This window comes from Sphingomonas faeni (assembly GCF_030817315.1).
Classification (GTDB): Bacteria; Pseudomonadota; Alphaproteobacteria; order Sphingomonadales; family Sphingomonadaceae; genus Sphingomonas; species Sphingomonas faeni_C.
Genome location: NZ_JAUSZF010000001.1, coordinates 2,617,836 through 2,637,577, shown reverse-complemented (window position 1 = coordinate 2,637,577; position 19,742 = coordinate 2,617,836). Strand labels below are relative to the sequence as shown.

Here is a 19,742-nt window from a genome sequence, read left to right as displayed (position 1 = left end):
TGACCACATGCTAGGCGCCGCGCGATGGGGCCGGAATAGCGTTTATTGTCGGTATCTAAGCCTCGCCGTCATCGCTATATTCAGGTCCGCATGCTATATGTCGCACGTGACAACAGCGATTCCCCATACCTACGCCATCGGCATCGAGCCGGAAGACATCGACTTCATGGGTCACGTCAACAACGCGAACTATCTGAAGTGGGTACAGGCTGCGGTGATCGACCATTGGCAGCGCCTCGCGCCAGCCGAGGCGGTGGCCGGGCACCTGTGGGTCGCGCTGAAACACGAGATCACGTACCGCAAGCCGGCGTTCCTGAACGACGACGTTATCGCGACGGTGTTGCTCGAAAAGGTCCAGGGCGCGCGCGCGTTCTATGAGACGATCATCAAGCGCGGCGAGGATGTTCTCGCCGAGGTGAAGTCGAGCTGGTGCTGCCTCGATGCCGAGACGCTGCGCCCATCGCGCCTCGCGAACAACGTGGTCGAGCACTTCTTCCCGAAGACCGACGTCAAGGACTGACGGGTCCGGGCGACCGGCCTTAGAAGTCGATTGCCATGCCCTTCAGTTCCCAATCCCCATAGCGCGTAGGATCGCGGGGTTCGGGATCCTTGTCCGGGACGATCGCCTCGGGCTTCGGCACCGGCGTATTCTTCGCCAGATATTCGGGTGGCTTAACGTGATCGGGGCGCTGGCCCATCGCGGCTCTCCGGATTGCGTGTTTGCGTCGTAACCGCCACATGGGCCTTGTCGTGCCGCTTTGCCATAACAGCCGCGCGGCAAACCGAACGCGAAGGACCTTCATATGCCCGATTATACCCACGCCCCCGAGCCGCTCGGCGTCCCCACCCGCCGTGCCGCGCTTCGCCTGCTCGACGCCGTCCTGCGTCGCGGCGAGTCGCTCGAATCCGCCTTGCCGGCCGCGACGCGCGCGATCCACGGGCCCGATCGCGGCCTCGCGCACGCGATCGCCGCCGAGACGCTGCGCCGCCTCCCCGATCTCGACGCGATGATCGATTCGGTCACCAAGACCAATTTGCCCGACGATGCGAAGGCGCGGATGGCGCTGCGGATCGCGCTGGTCCAGGTGTTGATCCTCGGCACCCCCTCGCACGCCGCGATCTCGACCGTGCTGCCCTTGGTCGACGGCGGTCCGCGCAAGCTGGTGCACGGCGTGTTCGGCACGCTGTTCCGCGCCAACATGCTGCTCCCCGAAGTGCCGACGCTGCCGGCGCCGGTCGAACTGCGCTGGGAAGCCGCGTGGGGCGAGGAGATGGTCGACGCCGCCGGCCGCGCGATCGCCCAGGTGCCGCCGCTCGACCTGACCATCGCCGACCCGTCCGAGACCGAAGGTTGGCGCGAGAAACTGGGCGGCGAAAGCTTCATGCCCGGCCATTTGCGCTTGGGCGACCATGATTCGGTCCCCGACATGGCAGGCTTCGGCGACGGCGCCTGGTGGGTTCAGGACATCGCCGCTTCGCTGCCCGCGCGGTTGCTGGGGAAAGGAGAGGGCCATGTCCTCGATCTCTGCGCAGCCCCCGGCGGCAAGACGCTGCAACTCGCGAGCGCAGGCTGGACCGTCACCTCGGTCGACAATTCGCAGAGCCGCATCAAGCGCCTCCGCGAGAACCTCTATCGCACGCATCTGAAGGCCGAGGTCGTCAACGCCGACATCCTCGAATGGGCACCCGCCGAGCCCGCTGATGCAATCCTGATCGACGCGCCGTGCAGCGCGACCGGCATCTTCCGCCGCCACCCCGACGTCCTCCACCGCGTCCGCCCGTCGATCATCGCCGAAACCGCGGCGTTGCAGGCGCGAATCTTCGCCAGGGCGGCGGACTGGGTGAAGCCCGGTGGAACCTTGGTGTACGCCACCTGCTCGCTCGAACCCTCCGAAGGCGAAGCGCAACTCGACGCGTTCCTGTCCGCCCGCAGCGACTACACGATCGCCCCGGTCGACCAATCCGAACTCCCCGCCGGCATCACGCCCACGGAGACCGGCACCATCCGCACGCTCCCCGGCATGCTCGCCGACCAAGGCGGCTGCGACGGCTTCTTCATCACCCGCCTAAAACGTAGCTGACCTTCTGCTTCCCCCCTCCCTTCCAGAGAGGGGCGAGAAGCTAGGCCTTCGCACCAACCGAATCCCGCGCTAGGACAAAATCATGCAACCCGTCCGCATCGCCCCCTCGATCCTCTCCGCCGATTTCGCCAAACTCGGCGAGGAAGTCCGCGCCATCGACGCGGCCGGCGCCGACTGGATCCATATCGACGTGATGGACGGCCATTTCGTCCCCAACATCTCGTTCGGCCCCGCGGTCATGAAGTCGGTCCGCGGCGTCACCACCAAGCCGTTCGACGTCCACCTCATGATCTCCCCCGTCGACGCGTATCTCGACGCGTTCGCGGAGGCCGGCGCCGACTGCATCACCGTGCATTACGAAGCCGGCCCGCACATCCACCGCTCGCTTCAGCACATCAAAGGGCTCGGCAAGCGCGCGGGTGTCGTGATCTGTCCCGGCACCCCGGCAAAGATGCTCGATTACCTGCTCGACATGGTCGACCTCGTCCTCGTGATGAGCGTCAACCCAGGCTTCGGCGGCCAGAGCTTCATCCCCAGCCAGCTCAAGAAGATCTCGGCGATCCGCACGATGATCGAAAAGAGCGGCCGCGCGATCGATCTCGAAGTCGATGGCGGCGTCGACGCGGCATGGGCCAAGCGCTGCATCGAGGCCGGCGCCGACGCGCTGGTCGCGGGCACTTCGGTCTTTCGTGGCGGTCCCGACCACTACGCCGCCAACATCGCCGCGTTACGGGGGTGAATGACACGCCTGATCCCGTGACCGATCCCGCCCCCGACGGGATCGACGAAGGTCGTCGCCTGATCCGTCTCGGCGGCGACAAGGGGCTGTCGCTCGCCGATCGCCTCGCCGAGCGCTTTCACCGGCTGACGTGGCGCACGCCGCTGCACACGCTGCGCCTCAAGGGTCGCTATCCGCTGAAGCTGATCGCGGTTCCCGAAGACCCGATCCTCGGCGACATCCCCCGCGGCACGATGCTGCTGGAGGGCGTCCTCTCGTTCCGCGGCGAAGCGCGCGATATCGAGACGCTCGACCTTTCGAAGCCGCTTCCCAAACCGTTCGCCGAATATTTTCACGGTTTCGCCTGGCTGCGCGACCTGTCGACTGTCGCGACCCGCTCGCGCGGCGCACCGATCGCCGAATATCTCATGGGCCTCTGGCTGACCGCGCACGCCGACACGCAGGGCGGGATCGCGTGGCGCCCCGACATGTGGGGCCGCCGCATCCTCGCCTGGACCGCGCACGCGCCGCTGATCCTGTCGTCGTCCGACCAGATCTACCGCTCCAAGGTATTGAACGCCCTCGCCAAAGGCGCGCTGCACCTCGATCGCACCGCCGACAAGGCCCCCGCCGGCGCGCCCCGCATCGCCGCATGGTGCGGAGTCGTTGCGGCCGGACTGCTGATCCCCGGCGGCGAGCCACGCCAGGCATTTGGTGAGGCAGGCTTGCTCCGCGCGCTCGGCACCGGCCTGTTCGACGATGGCGGCTCGGTCTCGCGCAGCCCGGCAATGCTGCTCGATTCGATCCAACTGCTGACGTTGCTCCAGGAAAGCTACGCCGCCCGCGGCCTCGAACTCCCCGAGACGGTCGCGGTCACGCTCACCCGGATGGTCGCGGCCCTGCTCGGCGTCGCCCACGCCGATCGCGGCCTGTCGAGCTGGCAGGGTGGCGGTCCGGCCAGCGAAACGCAGGTCGCCGCCGTCATCGAAGCAAGCGGCGTCCGTACCCGTCCGCTTCGCCAAGCGCGCGACTGGGGCTATCAACGCCTCGCCGCCAGCACTGCCGTCCTGATCGTCGACGCCGCCCCGCCGCCGATCGCGCGCCTCGTCGAAGGCGGTTGCGCGTCCACGCTCGCGTTCGAATTCTCCGACGGTCCTGCACGCATCGTCGTCAATTGCGGCGGCGCGAGAGCCGGCATCGCCCAACTCCCGCCAGCAATGGTCGAGGGCCTGCGCTCGACTGCCGCGCACTCCACGCTGACGATCGCCGACAGCAATTCCACCGCGATCCACGCCGACGGCACGCTTGGTCGGGGTGTGGCGGAAGTGGAACTCAGCCGCCAGGAGTCGGACGCCGCCAGCCGGATCGAGGCGAGCCACGACGGCTATGTCCGTCGCTGGGGCTTCCTCCACCGCCGCCAGCTGATGCTCACCGGCGACGGCCGCGAACTTCGCGGCGAGGACGCGCTGTTGCCGCATGGCCGCAAGCGCCGTGTCGGCCTGTCGCTGTTCGCGATCCGCTTTCACTTGGGCGAAGGCGTGCAGGTATCCCCCACCGCGGACGGCCTGGGCGCGATCCTTCGCCTCCCCGGCGGCCCCTTGTGGCAATTCCGCTGCCGAGGCGGCGCGCTGGTGGTCGACGACAGCGTCTGGATCGACGCCGACGGCCGTCCGGTCGCGACGCAGCAACTGATGATCACGGGTGAAGCTGCCGCCGGCGGGGCGAGCGTGAGCTGGGCCCTGAAAAAGGCCTGACCTCTTCCCCCCTCCCTGAAAGGGAGGGGCCGGGGGTGGGTAGGCTCGCTCGAGCCCCAACGGTTCGACCACATGGAACCCGACCCACCCCCAACCCCTCCCCCCAGAGAGGGGAGAAGCACACCCCTCTGTTCCCAAACCGCAACCGACGCTAAGGCACCGCCGCACGGTGGCCCCCCGGAACACGAAAGACCCTCATGACCAGCATCCCGATCAAGCGCGCGCTCCTGTCCGTCTCCGACAAGACCGGGATCGTCGATCTCGGCGAGGCGCTCGCGTCGCACGGCGTTGAGCTCGTCTCCACCGGCGGCACCGCCACCGCCCTGCGCGCCGCCGGCCTCGACGTGCGCGACGTCAGCGAACTCACCGGCTTCCCCGAGATGATGGACGGCCGCGTCAAGACGCTCCACCCGATGGTGCATGGCGGCCTGCTCGCGGTGCGCGACGACGCCGGCCATGCCGCCTCGATGGCCGAGCACCAGATCGGCGCGATCGATCTCGTCATCGTCAACCTCTACCCGTTCGAGGCCACCGTCGCGAAGGGCGCCGACCGCGACACCGTGATCGAGAACATCGACATCGGCGGACCCAGCATGGTGCGCTCGGCCGCCAAGAACCACGTTTACGTCGCGATCGTCACCGACCCCGCCGACTACGCGCTCGTCTCGGGCGGCACCACGACGCTCGAAGACCGCAAGAAACTCGCCGCGAAAGCCTTCGCCACCACCGCCGCCTATGACTCCGCCATCGCAACCTGGTTCGGCACGGTAGATCAGGCCGAGGAATTCCCCGCCACGCTGCCGATCACGCTCAAGCGCGGCGATACGCTCCGCTACGGCGAAAACCCGCACCAGTCCGCCGCCTTCTACACCGCGACCGGCAACGTTCGCGGCATCGGCCAGGCGCGCCAGCTCCAGGGCAAGGCGCTCAGCTACAACAACCTCAACGACGCCGACGCGGCGCTCGAACTGATCGCCGAATTCCGCGACGCCGAGCCCTCGGTGGTGATCGTCAAGCACGCCAACCCCTGCGGCGTCGCCACCGGCGCCACGCTCGCCGAAGCCTATGCTGCCGCCTTCGCCTGCGACACCGTCTCGGCATTCGGCGGCATAATCGCCGTAAACCGCACGCTCGACGCCGAGACCGCGCGCGCAATCACCGGCATCTTCACCGAAGTCGTCGTCGCCCCCGACGCCGACGAGGAGGCGATCGCGCTGTTCGCCGCCAAGAAAAACCTCCGCCTGTTGCTGACCGGCGAATTGCCCGACCCCGCCCGCACCGGTCTGACGGCCAAGTCGATCGCCGGCGGGTGGCTCGTCCAGGGCCGCGACAACGGCACGCCGGGTGAGTTGAAGGTCGTCACCAAGCGCCAGCCAACCGAGCAGGAACTGATCGACTGCCGTTTCGCCTGGACCGTCGCCAAGCACACCAAGTCCAACGCGATCGTCTACGCCAAGGACGGCAGCACTGCCGGGATTGGCGCGGGCCAGATGAACCGCCTCGAATCCGCGCGCATTGCCGCGTGGAAGGCGAAGGACGCCGCGGACAAGGCCGGCTGGTCCACCCCCCGCACGATCGGCTCGGCAGTCGCGTCGGATGCGTTCTTCCCGTTCGCCGACGGGTTGCTGGCAGCAGTTGAAGCAGGCGCGACGGCGGTGATCCAGCCCGGCGGCTCGATCCGCGACGCCGACGTGATTGCGGCTGCAGACGAAGCCGGCCTCGCGATGGTCTTCACCGGCATGCGCCACTTCCGGCATTGATAGCCTGACGCTCAGTACGACCGTCATCCCCGCGAAGGCGGGGACCCATACTGGCTGACCTCGGAGAGTATGTCGCCAGCTAGCCAATATGGGTTCCCGCCTCCGCGGGAATGACGAAGGTGGTGAGACTGCCCATAAAACGGGCACCTCCACCGCACTGCACAAGTTTTAACCCACAAACCCCTTTCGCCCGCTCTTCGAGCACTCCTCATCCCTCCACACCGCAATTGGCACGCACATTGCTAGGCATCTTCCGTAACAAGGGGGAAGGGCCGCGATGAAACTCGTCATTGCCATCATCAAGCCGTTCAAGCTCGATGAGGTGCGCGAAGCGCTCACCACGATCGGCGTGGCCGGCATGACGGTCACCGAGGTCAAGGGTTTCGGCCGTCAAAAAGGCCAGACCGAGATCTATCGGGGGGCCGAATACAGCACCAACATGGTGCCGAAGATCAAGATCGAGGTGGTCTGCGCCGCCAGCCTGGCCGACCGTGTGGTCGAGGCTGTCCAGGCGTCGGCGAACACCGGCGCGATCGGCGACGGCAAGATCTTCGTGCTCGACGTCGGCCAGGCGGTCCGCATCCGCACCGGCGAAACCGACGATTCTGCGCTCTGAGGGGGGACATGATGAAGCATGACATGAAGACAGCCGCCTCGGCGGTTCTAGGGTTCGGAGCGGCGATGATCGCCGCCGCACCCGCCTGGGCACAAGAGGTTGCAGCTCCTGCAGTCGCACCCGTCGTGGCTACGGTAAATAAGGGCGACACCGCCTGGATGATGACCTCGACGGTCCTCGTCCTGATGATGATCCTGCCGGGCCTCGCGTTGTTCTACGGCGGCCTTACGCGGTCGAAGAACATGCTGTCGACCATGACCCAGATCGGTGCCGTCGCGGCGCTCGCGATGCTCGTCTGGGTGATGTGGGGCTATACGCTGGCGTTCGGTCCGGACGTGAGCAGCCCGTTGCTCAGCAACTTCATCGGCAGCTTCGACAAGGCGTTCCTGAAGGGCGTCACGCCCGCCTCGCAGGCGGCGACCTTTACGGCGGGTGTCGAGATCCCCGAATATGTCTTCATCTGTTTCCAGATGACCTTCGCCGCGATCACCATCGCGCTGGTACTGGGCTCGGTCGTCGAGCGCATGAAGTTCTCAGCGGTGATGGTGTTCGGCCTGATCTGGCTAACGATCGTCTACTTCCCGATCGCGCACATGGTGTGGGCATCGTCGGGCTATTTCTTCAAGGCGGGCGCACTCGATTTCGCCGGCGGCACCGTGGTCCACATCAACGCCGGCGTCTCGGCGCTGGTCGCGGCGCTGATCCTCGGCAAGCGCATCGGCTACCCGAAGGAGCCGATGGCACCGCACTCGCTGGTCATGACCGGCATCGGCACCGGGCTGCTCTGGGTCGGCTGGTTCGGCTTCAACGCCGGCTCGGCACTCGAGGCGAACGGCTCGGCCGCCCTCGCGATGCTCAACACCTTCGTCGCCACCGCGTCGGCCGGCCTGTTCTGGATGCTTGCCGAGAAGCTCTCGGGTCACAAGGGTTCGGCCTTGGGCTTCTGCTCGGGCATCGTCGCCGGCCTCGTCGCCGTCACGCCCGCTGCGGGCAACTCCGGCCCGTTCGGCGCGATCATCCTGGGCGCGATCGCTTCGATCATCTGCTTCATGGCGGTCTCGAAGCTCAAGCCGATGCTCGGCTATGACGACTCGCTCGACGCCTTCGGGATCCACGGCATCGGCGGCATGGTCGGCGCGATCGGGACCGCGGTGGTCTACGCCCCGTCGCTCGGCGGCCCTGGGGCTGCAGACTATGCGATGGGCGCCAAGCTCTTCGTGCAGCTCCAGGCGGTGATCGTGACGATCATCTGGGCCACGATCGGCACCACGATCGCGATCTACGTCGCCAAGGCCGTCACCGGCCTGCGGGTCTCGCCGGAAGTCGAGCACGAGGGTCTCGACATCGGCGAGCACGGCGAACGCGCTTACAACTGAACACCTGATCGGTAGCGGGCCGCCCGAGCCCGCACCCACGACGTTCCTCCTGCGGACATCCTAAGCCCGGTGCGCAAAACGCATCGGGCCTTTTTTTGTCGGTCGGGAAAGGGCAGTCTACACGACCTCGTACGGAACTGCGCCGCGGCGGTCCGGATCGACCCGGATCCCGCTGGCCGCCGGGGGAAATGCGCGCTGGTCGCAATCCGTGCGCAGGCAGATACGGCATGACGACCCGATCGGCGTCGCGATCCCGCCGGTCCCCAGAGCATCGGCATAGATGAACTCCGACGCGTTCGCCTCCTCGCACCCGAGCGCCACGGCATAGCGGCGCGCCGGCCGCGTGTACGTCTCGGACGGCTTCACCAGACCCTTCGCCATCGAGACGTAGCGGATGCCGTCGGTCGTCTCGATCAGCTGCGTCAGGATCCGGTCGGGGATCGCCACTGCCTCATGGACGATCCACAACGGGCACGCGCCGCCGAACCGCGCGAACTGCAACCGCGTGGCCGAGTGCCGCTTCGTGATGTTCCCCGCCATGTCGACGCGGCAGAAGAAGAACGGAATGCCGAGCGCGCCCGGCCGCTGCAACGTCGAAAGCCGGTGACAGGTCTGTTCGAAGCTCGTCCCGAAGATTCGCCGAAGCCGGTCGATGTCGTGGCGGACAGTGCGCGCCTCGGTTCGGAAGCGGGTGTAGGGCATGACGATCGCCCCGGCCGCGTAATTGGTCAGCCCCGCGGTCAACAGCGCGCGCGCCGTCTCCGATGCCATCTCCGACGCAGCGACGATCCCGCCGATGACGTCGCCGAACTCATGCCGCGCGACCTGATGCGCGAGCGAGAACAGCGTGGTCTCTCCCGGCTGCGAGCCATCGAGCCTCAGGGTCGCGCCGTCATAATCGCGCAACGGTGCGGCGAGCGCGCCCGAGATCGCAATCGAAACACCTTTTGTCGCAAGCCGAGCCTCCAGCGCCGCGATCCGATCCGCCCCCAGCGTTTCGCCAATCTCCTCCGCCCGCCGATCGAGCGCATCGACATAATTGCCCGCCGCGTGAAACCAGTCGCGCACGTCCTCCCAAGGCAGCAATCCCGGCGCCCCAGATCCCGCCACCAGCCGGTCGTCGAGCGCGCGCAACTGCTCCTGCGCGCGGCGGTACGCGTCGTGCATCGCGACCAGCCGCTGCGCCAGCAACGGCTGGTGCTTCACCGCGCGCCGCACCGCGGTCTCGTCGAGCGCAGGCGCCTCGACGCTGGTGTCCGACACCGCCTCCAGCGTCGCGATCAGCAACGCGGTATCGTCCGCCGCGTCGATGCTCCCCCAATCCGCCGGAAACTCGCGGGCGAGCGTGATCAGCACGCCCTCCGTCACCGGCCGGTCGCCATTCTCGATCTGCGAAAGATAGCTCACCGACAGCCCGATCCGCGCGGCCATCGCCGCCTGGCTGATGCCTAGAACGCGGCGCAGGTCGCGCAGGCGGTGTCCGACGAAGAGGCGACGTGCGGGGAGGGTCATGCCTCCACCTAGTTTGCAAACATGCTCCGTGCAACTTTGCAACATTGCATTTGCGCATCGCATCCCGCTCTGTGAAGGCAATCAGCAGGACGGAGAGACGATGTCATCGACGATCGAAGAGCTTGAACGACGCCGCGAAGCCGCAAGAGTGGGCGGGGGTATCAAGCGGATCGCAGCGCAGCACGCCAAGGGTAAGCTCACCGCGAGGGAGCGCCTTGACGTGCTGCTGGACGAGGGGTCGTTCGAGGAGCTCGACATGTATGTCGAGCACAACTGCGTCGATTTCGGCATGCAGGACCAGGTGATCCCCGGCGACGGCGTGGTCACCGGATCGGGCACGATCAACGGCCGCCTCGTCTTCGTCTTCAGCCAGGATTTCACCGTGTTCGGCGGATCGCTCAGCGAACGTCATGCGCAGAAAATCTGCAAGGTGATGGACAGCGCGATGAAGGTCGGTGCGCCGATCATCGGCCTGAACGACAGCGGCGGCGCGCGTATCCAGGAGGGCGTGGCTTCGCTCGGCGGCTATGCCGAAGTGTTCCAGCGCAACGCGCTCGCATCCGGCGTCGTGCCGCAGCTTTCGCTGATCATGGGGCCCTGCGCCGGCGGTGCGGTCTACAGCCCCGCGATGACCGACTTCATCTTCATGGTGAAGGATTCGAGCTACATGTTCGTTACCGGCCCGGACGTGGTCAAGACGGTGACCAACGAGGTCGTGACTCAGGAGGCGCTCGGCGGCGCCGTGACGCACACCACCAAGACGTCGGTAGCCGACAACGCGTTCGAGAACGACATCGAGGCGTTGCTCGCGGCGCGCGATTTCTTCGATTTCCTGCCCGCGTCGAACCGTGACGGCGTTCCCGAACGCCCGACAGCGGACGAGTGGGACCGGATCGAGGAAAGCCTCGACACGCTGATCCCGGCATCGGCTAATCAGCCCTACGACATGCACGAACTGATCCGGAAGACCGTCGACGAGGGCGATTTCTTCGAGACCCAGCCGGCGCATGCGGCCAACATCATCACCGGTTTCGGCCGGATCGAAGGGCGCACGGTCGGTTTCGTCGCGAACCAGCCGATGGTGCTCGCCGGCGTGCTCGACATCAATTCTTCGAAGAAGGCGGCGCGGTTCGTGCGCTTCTGCGATGCGTTCGAGATCCCGATCGTGACCTTCGTCGACGTCCCCGGCTTCCTGCCCGGCACCGCGCAGGAGCATAACGGCATTATCAAGCACGGCGCGAAACTGCTGTTCGCCTATGCCGAGGCGACCGTGCCGAAGATCACCGTCATCACGCGCAAGGCTTACGGCGGCGCGTACGACGTGATGGCGTCGAAGCACCTGCGCGGCGACCTCAACTATGCGTGGCCGACCGCCGAGATCGCGGTGATGGGGGCCAAGGGCGCGGTCGAGATCATCTTCCGCGGCAAGACGCCGGAAGAGATCGCCGAGCGCACCGCGGAATACGAGGCACGGTTCGCCAACCCGTTCGTCGCGGCGAGCAAGGGCTTCATCGACGAAGTTATCCAGCCCCACTCGACCCGCCGCCGCATCGCGCTCGGCCTACGGAAACTCCGCGGCAAAGCGCTGGAGAATCCGTGGAAGAAGCATGATAACATCCCGTTGTGAGCCCGCCCGTCACGCGTTCCGGTCTGCCCTGCGTCACCCCGGCGAACGCTCGGGTCTGACGCGGCAGGCGGCCGGTTTGCTTGCTGAAACGCTAGTATCCTCTGGCGTGACGACGTGGCGGGGGACGGAGGTATAATGCTAGCGTTTCTCCTGCTCCTGCAAGCTGCTGCACCAGCCCCGGCACCAATCTGGAAGCTCGCCGATCGCACCAATCCGGCGGGCGTGCGGAGCATTTCCGCATCGGTCACCGGCAATGACGGGCTTTCGCGGTTTGTCGTAAAGTGCGACGTTGGATCCGAGCCGATCGTGTCGATCCAGTTCATCCAGCCGCAACCGCTCGGGTCGGGCGCGGACAAGCCGGTTGCGGTGCGCTTCGATGGCGGGCCCGCGTTCACCTATAACTGGCAGTTTCCGGGAACCGGCACCTATGTCACCGATCCCGAGGCGATCACCAAGTTGACCAGTTTCCTGGTGAAGTCGAAGACGGTGCGGGTCGAGACAACCAACGGCGCGAACTTCGCGGTGCAGGCAAACTTCGTCGCGCCGACCAGCGATGCGATGGTGCGGCAGGTGCTCGGCGTCTGTGGCTATACGCTCGGCGTCGTCCCCCCGCCGCCCGCTAAACCCGCAGCAGAGCCAGCGGAATGACGCGTTGTATCGCGATCATCCGCACATTATCATGTCATGATAAGGAGTCGTGACATGCAGACCGAACGCGTGACGTTTCTGACCTCGCCCGATCACAAGGCGGCGCTCGATGCGTTTGCCGCCAGCAATGGAAAATCCGTGGGCCACGTACTGCGCGCCGCCTCGACGCGCTATCTCGTCGAAGGCGAAGCGGACGAGGAGGCTGCGCTGGCATTGCTCGTCCGCGAAGTCGAGGCTGCCGTTCCCTTGATGCGCGCCGATATTCGCGACACGATCGCCTCGATTCAGCGCGCCAACGATGCCGTCGACGCGGTCCTCGCCGGTGAGAGACCTCGCGCATGAGCGTGGTTGGCGATGCGTTGAAGGCGATGCGGACAGTCCTGCTGATGCAGGAGGATCTGCGCGTGATGAAGGACGCTATGCACGCGCAGGGCGACCGGCTCGCACGTCTTGCCGAGGCGCATGGCGCATTGCGCGACCGAGTCAGCCGGCTCGAAGGGATCATCGAAGGCGCCGCTATGGCACGCCGCATGCCCGATCAGCCGAGGATTGAAGGATGACCGCCACGCTGGGCCGCCTCAACCATGTCGGGGTCGCGACGCCGTCGATCGCGAAGTCGGTCGAGACGTATCGCCTGTTGCTCGGCGCGACTGCGATTGGCGAGCCGTTCGACCTGCCCGCGCAGGGGGTGAAGGTGTGTTTCATCGATGCGCCGAACACGCAGATCGAACTGATCGAGCCGTATGACGAGAGTTCGCCGATCGCCGGCTTCCTGCGCAAGAATCCGGCGGGCGGTCAGCATCATGTCTGTTTCGAAGTCGCCGACATCTCCGCGGCGGTTGCCGACCTGAAGGCGAAGGGCGCGACCGTGCTCGGCGAGCCCCGCATCGGCGCGCATGGCACGCCGATCGTGTTCGTGCACCCGAAGGACTTTGGCGGCATGCTCGTCGAGTTGATGGAGACGCCGGGCGATACCGGCGCGCACTAGGAGAGATCTGATGGCCGCGTACGAGCATATCCTGAGCGAGCGGCGCGGCGACGTGCTGGTGCTGACGCTCAACCGGCCCGACCGGCTGAACGCAGCGCCGCCAGCGATGTTCGAGGAATTGCGCGCGGCGTTGCGTGATCTGGATGGGGCGCGGGCGGTGCTGATTGCGGGCGCGGGGCGTGCGTTCTGTTCGGGGGCGGATGTTGGGGGCGGAGCGCTTGGTTCGGACAATCCGGGCGAGGCGACGTTCGCGGCGCTGACCGAGAGCTATAATCCGACGATGGCGGCGATCGCCGATCTGTCGGTGCCGGTGGTGAGCGCGGTGCGCGGGCCGGCGGCGGGGATCGGCTGCAGCCTCGCGCTCGCCGCCGATTTCTGCGTCGCGAGCGAGACCGCGTATTTCCTCCAGGCGTTCGTGAATATCGGGCTGGTGCCGGACGGCGGCGCGTCGTGGATGCTGCCGCGGCTGATCGGCAAGGCCCGCGCGACGGAGATGATGATGCTCGGCGAGCGGGTGCCGGCGGCGAAGGCGTTGGACTGGGGCATGGTGCACAAGGTCGTCGCGGACGATGCGCTCGATGCGGAGGCGTTCGCGCTGGCCAAGCGGCTGGCGGCGATGCCGACGGTCGCGCTTGGGTTGATGCGGCGGGCGATTACCGCCGCGTACGAGACGGATTATGCGACCGCGATGCAGGCGGAGGCGGCGAACCAGCGCGATGCGCGGGGCTCGGTGGACTCGATGGAGGGCGGTCGTGCTTTCCTGGAAAAGCGCAAGCCGGTGTTCACGGGGAAATGAACCGCTTCTCTTCTCGTTCCCCGGCGAAGGCCGGGGCCCAGGCTCGATGCGGAGCATCGAACGCGCTCCCGCGCGCGGTGTATTTGAGGGGCTGGGCCCCGGCCTTCGCCGGGGAACTAGGTGCTAGGTAATGACTGACAATCCGAACCCAACGCTCGCCGACTGGCAGGCGCTCGCCGCCAAGGAAGTAAAGGGCGCCGACCTAATCTGGCCGACCCCCGAAGGCATCGACGTCAAGCCGCTCTACACCGCGGACGACGTCACCATCGATCCCGGCCTCCCGGGATTCGCCCCCTTTACCCGCGGCGTCCGCGCGTCGATGTACGCGGGCCGCCCCTGGACGATCCGCCAATACGCCGGCTTCTCCACCGCCGAAGCGTCGAACGCGTTCTACCGCCGCAACCTCGCCGCCGGCCAGAAGGGCCTGTCGGTAGCGTTCGATCTCGCCACGCACCGTGGCTACGACTCCGACCACCCCCGCGTCACAGGCGACGTCGGCAAGGCAGGGGTCGCGATCGATTCGGTCGAGGACATGAAGATCCTCTTCGACGGCATCCCGCTCGACAAGATGTCCGTCTCGATGACGATGAACGGCGCAGTGATCCCGATCCTCGCGTTTTTCATCGTCGCCGGCGAGGAGCAGGGCGTCGACCGCAAACTCCTCGACGGGACCATCCAGAACGACATCCTCAAGGAGTTCATGGTCCGCAACACCTATATCTACCCGCCCGAGCCGAGCATGCGGATCATCTCGGATATCTTCGGCTACACCAGCCGCGAGATGCCCAAGTTCAACAGCATCTCGATCAGCGGCTATCACATGCAGGAAGCGGGAGCGACGCAGCTCCACGAGCTCGCCTTCACGATCGCCGACGGCATGGAATATGTGAAATACGGCGTCGCGAGCGGCCTCGACATCGACAAGTTCGCCGGGCGCCTGTCGTTCTTCTTCGCGATCGGCATGAACTTCTTCATGGAAATCGCCAAGCTGCGCGCCGCGCGCGTGCTCTGGCACCGGGCGATGACGCAGCTCGGCGCGCAGGACGAGCGCTCGAAGATGTTGCGCACGCACTGCCAGACGAGCGGAGTCTCGCTCACCGAGCAGGACCCGTACAACAACGTCATGCGGACGACGATCGAGGCGATGGCGGCGATGCTGGGGGGCACGCAGTCGCTCCACACCAACGCGCTCGACGAGGCGATCGCGCTGCCGACCGACTTCTCCGCGCGCATTGCCCGCAACACGCAGATCGTGATCCAGGAAGAGACGGGGATGACCAAGGTCGTCGATCCCCTGGGTGGCAGCTATTACATCGAGAGCCTGACGCAGTCGTTGGTCGACGGTGCGTGGGCGCTGATCGAGCGGATCCAGTCCGAGGGCGGCATGGCGAAAGCGGTCGCGGCAGGCTGGCCTAAGGCGATGATCGAGGAAGCCGCCGCCGGACGCCAGGCGCGCGTCGACCGCGGCGAGGACGTCATCGTCGGCGTGAACAAGTACAAGCTCGCCGAACAGGACGCGATCGAGATCCTCGACGTGGACAATGTGGCCGTGCGCGCAGGCCAGATCGAACGCATCAACCGGGTAAAGGCCACGCGCGACGAAGCCGCGTGTCGAGCAGCGCTCGATGCCCTCCGCGAAGGCGCCCGGGCCAACTCCAATCCTCCCCCGGCGGGGGAGGTGGCATCGCGCAGCGATGACGGAGGGGTTGCGCCCCATCGACAGGCCGATACCCCTCCGTCAGTCGCCAGCGCGACTGCCACCTCCCCTTCCAGGGGAGGATCGGAAACGAACCTCCTCGCCCTCGCCGTCGAGTGCGCCCGCGCCCGCGCCACGCTAGGCGAAATTTCCTCCGCAATGGAAGACGTATTCGGCCGCTACGGCACGCAACCCACCCCCGTCTCCGGCATCTACGGCGGCGCCTACGAGGACGACGCCCGCTGGACCCGCCTCACCGACGGCGTCGAAGCGACCGAACGCCGGCTGGGTCGCAAACCTCGCATGCTCGTCGCCAAGATGGGCCAGGACGGACACGACCGCGGCGCCAATCTCGTCTCCTCGATGTTCGGCGACCTCGGCTTCGAGATCGTCCCCGGCCCGCTGTTCCAGACTCCCGCCGAAGCCGCCGCGCTCGCGCTCGCCAAGGACGTCGACATCGTCGGCGCCTCGTCGCTCGCCGCCGGCCACAAGACGCTGATCCCCGAGCTGATCGACCACCTGCGCGAGGCGGGCCGCGCCGACATTAAGGTGATCGCGGGTGGCGTTATCCCCGCACAGGACTATCAGGCGCTGCGCGATGCCGGGGTCCAGGCGATCTTTGGCCCCGGCACCAACCTGATCCAGGCCGCCGAGGACGTGTTGAAACTCCTCGGCCACAACATGGCCCCGCAAGAGGAAGCCGCCGAATGACCGATACCCTCCTCCGTACTCTCGTACATGCAGTGGCCCCGAACATAGCGCGCGATGCTCCCGTTTCGCGTACCGACTGGACCCGCCCCGAAATCGCGGCCCTCTTCGACCTCCCGTTCGACGAACTCATGTACCGCGCACAGACGATCCACCGCGCGCACCACGCGATCGGCGAGGTCCAGCTCTGCACGCTGCTCTCGATCAAGACCGGCGGTTGCCCCGAGGATTGCGGCTATTGCTCGCAGTCCGCCTCGTCCGACTCCGGCCTCAAGGCGGAAAAGCTGATGGACGTCGACGCGGTCCTCGCCGACGCCGCCCAAGCCAAGGCCGCAGGTTCGCAGCGCTTCTGCATGGGGGCCGCCTGGCGCAACCCGAAGCCGCGCGACATGCCGAAGGTCGTTGCGATGGTCGAAGGCGTCCGCGCGATGGGGCTAGAGACCTGCATGACGCTCGGCATGCTCGACGCGCAGCAGGCAAAGCAGCTCGCCGACGCGGGCCTCGATTACTACAACCACAACATCGACACCTCGCCGGAGAATTACGGCAACGTCATCACCACGCGCACGTTCGGCGATCGGCTGGAGACGCTGGCGAACGTGCGCGATGCGGGGATCTCGGTCTGCTGCGGCGGGATCGTCGGGATGGGCGAGACGCGCAGCGACCGCGTCGGCTTCGTCCACGCGCTCGCCACGCTGCCGCGTCACCCGGAGAGCGTGCCGGTCAACGCGCTGGTCCCAGTCAAGGGCACGCCGCTTGGCGACATGCTCGCGGGAACGCCGATGGCGCAGATCGACGATATCGAGTTCGTCCGGACGGTCGCGGTCGCGCGCATCACGATGCCGCTCAGCATGGTGCGCCTGTCGGCCGGGCGCGAGAGCATGTCCGAGGCGACGCAGGCGCTCTGCTTCATGGCGGGCGCGAACTCGATCTTCACCGGCGACAAGCTGCTGACCACCGGCAACGCCGGCGACAGCGCCGACGCTACGCTGCTGGCGAAGCTGGGCATGAAGCCGATGGTCGGCCCCGAACCGATGCGGGCCGCGGCGGAGTAAAGACTTAGCTCCCCTCCCGTATGCGGGAGGGGTTGGGGGTGGGCTCGCGCTCACCGCAGACGATACCGTAGCAGGAGGCCGGGCGCCCACCCCCGACCCCTCCCGCATACGGGAGGGGAGTAGATAGTTTGTTCAAGAAAATCCTGGTCGCCAATCGGGGCGAGATCGCGTGTCGGGTCATGCGGACCGCCAAGGCGATGGGCATCAAGACCGTCGCGGTCTATTCCGACGCCGACGCGCGCGCGCCCGCATGTGCTGATGGCCGACGAGTCCGTCCGGCTCGGACCGGCACCCGCCGCCGACAGCTATCTCAAGGCCGAGCTGATCCTGCTCGCGGCCAAGGAAACCGGCGCGGACTGCATCCACCCCGGCTACGGCTTCCTGTCCGAGCGCGAGAGTTTCGCGCTGGCCTGCGCCGAGGCCGGGATCGCATTCGTCGGGCCACCCGCGAATGCCATCGCCGCGATGGGCGACAAGATCGAATCGAAGAAGCTCGCCAAGGCCGCGGGCGTCAACGTCGTCCCGGGCTATCTCGGCGAGATCGACAGCACCGATCACGCGGTCGAGATCGCCGGCGGAATCGGCTATCCGGTGATGATGAAGGCGTCGGCCGGCGGCGGTGGCAAGGGCATGCGGCTCGCCTATAGCGAGCAGGACGTCCGCGAGGGCTTCGAGGCGACCAAGCGCGAGGGGCTGGCCAGCTTCGGCGACGACCGCGTGTTCATCGAGAAGTTCATCGAATCGCCGCGCCATATCGAGATCCAGCTGATCGGCGACCAGCACGGCAACATCGTCTATCTCAACGAGCGCGAATGCTCGATCCAGCGTCGCCACCAGAAGGTCGTCGAGGAGGCGCCGTCGCCGTTCGTGACGCCCAAGATGCGCAAGGCGATGGGCGAGCAGGCGGTCGCACTCGCGCAGGCTGTGGGGTATTATTCGGCGGGCACGGTCGAGCTGATCGTGTCGGGCGCGGACACGACGGGGGAGGGGTTCTACTTCCTCGAGATGAACACCCGGCTCCAGGTCGAGCATCCGGTGACCGAGGAAATCACTGGGCTCGACCTTGTGGAGCTGATGATCCGGGTTGCTGCCGGCGAACCGCTTGGGTTCGGGCAGGACGAGGTTAAGCTGAACGGCTGGTCGATCGAGAACCGCGTATATGCGGAGGACCCCTATCGTGGGTTCCTGCCGAGCATCGGGCGGCTGGTGCGGTACAACCCGCCGATCCCGTTCGCCCTGACCGAAGTCGAAGGGCAGGCCCCAAGCAAAGGTGCTTCGACTTCGCTCAGCACGAACGGTGGAGAGGTGGCAGACGCCGCAGAGCCTCGCGTCCGTGTCGACGACGGCGTCCGCGAGGGCGGCGAGGTCAGCATGTTCTACGACCCGATGATCGCCAAGCTCATCACATGGGCCCCCAACCGCGACGGCGCGCTCGCCGCGCAGATCGCCGCGCTCGACGCGTTCGAACTGGAAGGCCCCGGCAACAATATCGATTTCCTCTCGGCGATCATGCAGCACCCGCGCTTTCAGTCGGGCGCGCTCACCACCGGATTCATCGCCGAGGAATATCCCGAGGGTTTCCACGGTGCACCGGCCGACGCCGAACTGCTGAAGACGCTCGCCGCCGTCGCCGCGTTCGCCGCCACCGCGGAAGCCGACCGCGCCCGCCGCATCGACGGCCAGCTCGGCAAGCGCCTCCGCCCGCCCGCCGACTGGGCCGTGACGATCGACAAGATAGACCACGCGGTGACCGTCTCAACCGAAGGCATCGCGGTGGACGGCGAGGACCTCGACCTCTCGCTCGAATACACGCCGGGCGATCGCATGGTGGTCGCGGACGGCCACGGCGCAGATGGCGAAGACCATCTCACGATCCGCATCGCCAAGGCGCGTGCCGGGTTCAAGCTCACGACCCGCGGCGCAAGCCACGTCGCGCGCGTATTGCCCGCCCGCGTCGCGCCCTACACCGCGCACATGATCGAAAAGGTCGCGCCCGATCTGTCGAAGTTCCTGATCTGCCCGATGCCGGGTCTGCTGGTGCGGCTCGACGTCGCGGCGGGGGACAAGGTCGAGGTAGGGCAGCCGCTCGCGGTGGTCGAGGCGATGAAGATGGAGAACATCCTCCGCGCCGAGAAGACGGGCACGGTGAAGTCGGTCGCCGCGAAGACAGGCGATAGCCTGGCGGTGGATCAGGTGATCCTCGAACTCGACTGAGTTTATGCTCCCCTTGTCTCCCCGCGAAGGCGGGGATCCAGACTGGGCTTCCGCCTTCGCGGGAGAACAAGGGGGCGACGATCGTGTGTGCGGGATAGCGTTCCGATCACACCACCCCGGCGAAGGCCGGGGCCCAATTGGAACGGCCGTCATGACGGAAGCGCGACCTTAATAACCACCGGCCCCAATTGGG

General features: G+C 66.7%; 17 protein-coding genes and 1 pseudogene. 16 read left to right on the top strand and 2 right to left on the bottom strand.

What is annotated here, in order from left to right:
- Positions 1-106 precede the first annotated feature (106 nt).
- Positions 107-520, top strand: coding sequence for an acyl-CoA thioesterase (locus tag QFZ54_RS12200; RefSeq protein ID WP_307087438.1), 414 nt, complete (start codon positions 107-109; stop codon positions 518-520).
- A 19-nt stretch (positions 521-539) separates the two neighbouring features.
- Here the strand turns inward: QFZ54_RS12200 and QFZ54_RS12195 are convergent, their stop codons facing one another.
- Positions 540-698 carry a DUF1674 domain-containing protein gene (locus QFZ54_RS12195; protein ID WP_107963485.1) on the bottom strand — a complete coding sequence of 53 codons (159 nt, stop codon included), beginning with the start codon at positions 696-698 and terminating at the stop codon, positions 540-542.
- Between the two features lie 105 nt (positions 699-803).
- On the opposite strand from QFZ54_RS12195, the gene QFZ54_RS12190 reads away from it, so the two are divergent.
- The 6 genes from QFZ54_RS12190 (at position 804) to QFZ54_RS12165 (ending at position 8,305) form a co-directional block, all read left to right on the top strand.
- Positions 804-2,081, top strand: a complete 1,278-nt coding sequence (locus QFZ54_RS12190) for an RsmB/NOP family class I SAM-dependent RNA methyltransferase (RefSeq protein ID WP_307087436.1) — start codon at positions 804-806, stop codon at positions 2,079-2,081.
- 82 nt (positions 2,082-2,163) lie between these two features.
- A complete protein-coding gene (gene rpe, locus QFZ54_RS12185; protein WP_307087434.1) occupies positions 2,164-2,820 on the top strand; it encodes a ribulose-phosphate 3-epimerase in 657 nt (218 codons plus the stop codon).
- Between the two features lie 17 nt (positions 2,821-2,837).
- On the top strand, positions 2,838-4,553 hold the full coding sequence (locus QFZ54_RS12180; RefSeq protein ID WP_307087432.1) for a heparinase II/III family protein: 1,716 nt from the start codon (positions 2,838-2,840) through the stop codon (positions 4,551-4,553).
- A 197-nt stretch (positions 4,554-4,750) separates the two neighbouring features.
- Positions 4,751-6,313: a bifunctional phosphoribosylaminoimidazolecarboxamide formyltransferase/IMP cyclohydrolase gene (gene purH, locus QFZ54_RS12175; protein ID WP_307087429.1), complete on the top strand. Its 1,563-nt coding sequence runs from the start codon at positions 4,751-4,753 to the stop codon at positions 6,311-6,313.
- A 277-nt stretch (positions 6,314-6,590) separates the two neighbouring features.
- The gene (locus tag QFZ54_RS12170) at positions 6,591-6,929 is read left to right on the top strand and encodes a P-II family nitrogen regulator (RefSeq protein ID WP_307087427.1); all 339 of its coding nucleotides are present in this window, start codon (positions 6,591-6,593) and stop codon (positions 6,927-6,929) included.
- Positions 6,930-6,952: 23 nt separating this feature from the next.
- A complete protein-coding gene (locus QFZ54_RS12165) occupies positions 6,953-8,305 on the top strand; it encodes an ammonium transporter (protein ID WP_307087426.1) in 1,353 nt (450 codons plus the stop codon).
- A 117-nt stretch (positions 8,306-8,422) separates the two neighbouring features.
- Here QFZ54_RS12165 and QFZ54_RS12160 read toward each other — a convergent pair whose 3' ends face one another.
- Positions 8,423-9,817 carry a helix-turn-helix domain-containing protein gene (locus QFZ54_RS12160; RefSeq protein ID WP_248524533.1) on the bottom strand — a complete coding sequence of 465 codons (1,395 nt, stop codon included), beginning with the start codon at positions 9,815-9,817 and terminating at the stop codon, positions 8,423-8,425.
- Between the two features lie 100 nt (positions 9,818-9,917).
- Here QFZ54_RS12160 and QFZ54_RS12155 point away from each other — a divergent pair, with 100 nt between their 5' ends.
- The 9 genes and pseudogenes from QFZ54_RS12155 (at position 9,918) to QFZ54_RS12115 (ending at position 19,549) form a co-directional block, all read left to right on the top strand.
- The gene (locus QFZ54_RS12155; RefSeq protein ID WP_307087423.1) at positions 9,918-11,444 is read left to right on the top strand and encodes an acyl-CoA carboxylase subunit beta; all 1,527 of its coding nucleotides are present in this window, start codon (positions 9,918-9,920) and stop codon (positions 11,442-11,444) included.
- 135 nt (positions 11,445-11,579) lie between these two features.
- On the top strand, positions 11,580-12,092 hold the full coding sequence (locus QFZ54_RS12150; RefSeq protein ID WP_307087422.1) for a hypothetical protein: 513 nt from the start codon (positions 11,580-11,582) through the stop codon (positions 12,090-12,092).
- A 54-nt stretch (positions 12,093-12,146) separates the two neighbouring features.
- The gene (locus QFZ54_RS12145; RefSeq protein ID WP_307087420.1) at positions 12,147-12,434 is read left to right on the top strand and encodes a hypothetical protein; all 288 of its coding nucleotides are present in this window, start codon (positions 12,147-12,149) and stop codon (positions 12,432-12,434) included.
- A complete protein-coding gene (locus QFZ54_RS12140; RefSeq protein WP_307087418.1) occupies positions 12,431-12,652 on the top strand; it encodes a hypothetical protein in 222 nt (73 codons plus the stop codon). Before QFZ54_RS12145 ends, QFZ54_RS12140 begins: the two co-directional genes overlap by 4 nt.
- On the top strand, positions 12,649-13,080 hold the full coding sequence (gene mce, locus QFZ54_RS12135) for a methylmalonyl-CoA epimerase (protein WP_307087416.1): 432 nt from the start codon (positions 12,649-12,651) through the stop codon (positions 13,078-13,080). Before QFZ54_RS12140 ends, mce begins: the two co-directional genes overlap by 4 nt.
- A gap of 10 nt (positions 13,081-13,090) precedes the next feature.
- A complete protein-coding gene (locus tag QFZ54_RS12130) occupies positions 13,091-13,876 on the top strand; it encodes an enoyl-CoA hydratase-related protein (RefSeq protein WP_307087415.1) in 786 nt (261 codons plus the stop codon).
- A gap of 130 nt (positions 13,877-14,006) precedes the next feature.
- A complete protein-coding gene (gene scpA, locus QFZ54_RS12125) occupies positions 14,007-16,283 on the top strand; it encodes a methylmalonyl-CoA mutase (protein WP_307087413.1) in 2,277 nt (758 codons plus the stop codon).
- Positions 16,280-17,335, top strand: coding sequence for a biotin synthase BioB (gene bioB, locus QFZ54_RS12120; protein WP_307087411.1), 1,056 nt, complete (start codon positions 16,280-16,282; stop codon positions 17,333-17,335). Before scpA ends, bioB begins: the two co-directional genes overlap by 4 nt.
- Positions 17,336-17,463: 128 nt before the next feature.
- Positions 17,464-19,549 (top strand): annotated as a pseudogene (locus QFZ54_RS12115) (ATP-binding protein).
- Positions 19,550-19,742 lie beyond the last annotated feature (193 nt).

What these genes read in the sequence shown, in the direction of transcription:
- QFZ54_RS12195 (WP_107963485.1), bottom strand. Translation starts at nt 698, where the DNA reads ATGGGCCAGCGCCCCGATCACGTTAAGCCACCCGAATATCTGGCGAAG.
- QFZ54_RS12190 (WP_307087436.1), top strand. Translation starts at nt 804, where the DNA reads ATGCCCGATTATACCCACGCCCCCGAGCCGCTCGGCGTCCCCACCCGC.
- rpe (WP_307087434.1), top strand. Translation starts at nt 2,164, where the DNA reads ATGCAACCCGTCCGCATCGCCCCCTCGATCCTCTCCGCCGATTTCGCC.
- purH (WP_307087429.1), top strand. Translation starts at nt 4,751, where the DNA reads ATGACCAGCATCCCGATCAAGCGCGCGCTCCTGTCCGTCTCCGACAAG.
- QFZ54_RS12170 (WP_307087427.1), top strand. Translation starts at nt 6,591, where the DNA reads ATGAAACTCGTCATTGCCATCATCAAGCCGTTCAAGCTCGATGAGGTG.
- QFZ54_RS12165 (WP_307087426.1), top strand. Translation starts at nt 6,953, where the DNA reads ATGAAGACAGCCGCCTCGGCGGTTCTAGGGTTCGGAGCGGCGATGATC.
- QFZ54_RS12160 (WP_248524533.1), bottom strand. Translation starts at nt 9,817, where the DNA reads ATGACCCTCCCCGCACGTCGCCTCTTCGTCGGACACCGCCTGCGCGAC.
- QFZ54_RS12155 (WP_307087423.1), top strand. Translation starts at nt 9,918, where the DNA reads ATGTCATCGACGATCGAAGAGCTTGAACGACGCCGCGAAGCCGCAAGA.
- QFZ54_RS12150 (WP_307087422.1), top strand. Translation starts at nt 11,580, where the DNA reads ATGCTAGCGTTTCTCCTGCTCCTGCAAGCTGCTGCACCAGCCCCGGCA.
- QFZ54_RS12145 (WP_307087420.1), top strand. Translation starts at nt 12,147, where the DNA reads ATGCAGACCGAACGCGTGACGTTTCTGACCTCGCCCGATCACAAGGCG.
- QFZ54_RS12140 (WP_307087418.1), top strand. Translation starts at nt 12,431, where the DNA reads ATGAGCGTGGTTGGCGATGCGTTGAAGGCGATGCGGACAGTCCTGCTG.
- mce (WP_307087416.1), top strand. Translation starts at nt 12,649, where the DNA reads ATGACCGCCACGCTGGGCCGCCTCAACCATGTCGGGGTCGCGACGCCG.
- QFZ54_RS12130 (WP_307087415.1), top strand. Translation starts at nt 13,091, where the DNA reads ATGGCCGCGTACGAGCATATCCTGAGCGAGCGGCGCGGCGACGTGCTG.
- scpA (WP_307087413.1), top strand. Translation starts at nt 14,007, where the DNA reads ATGACTGACAATCCGAACCCAACGCTCGCCGACTGGCAGGCGCTCGCC.
- bioB (WP_307087411.1), top strand. Translation starts at nt 16,280, where the DNA reads ATGACCGATACCCTCCTCCGTACTCTCGTACATGCAGTGGCCCCGAAC.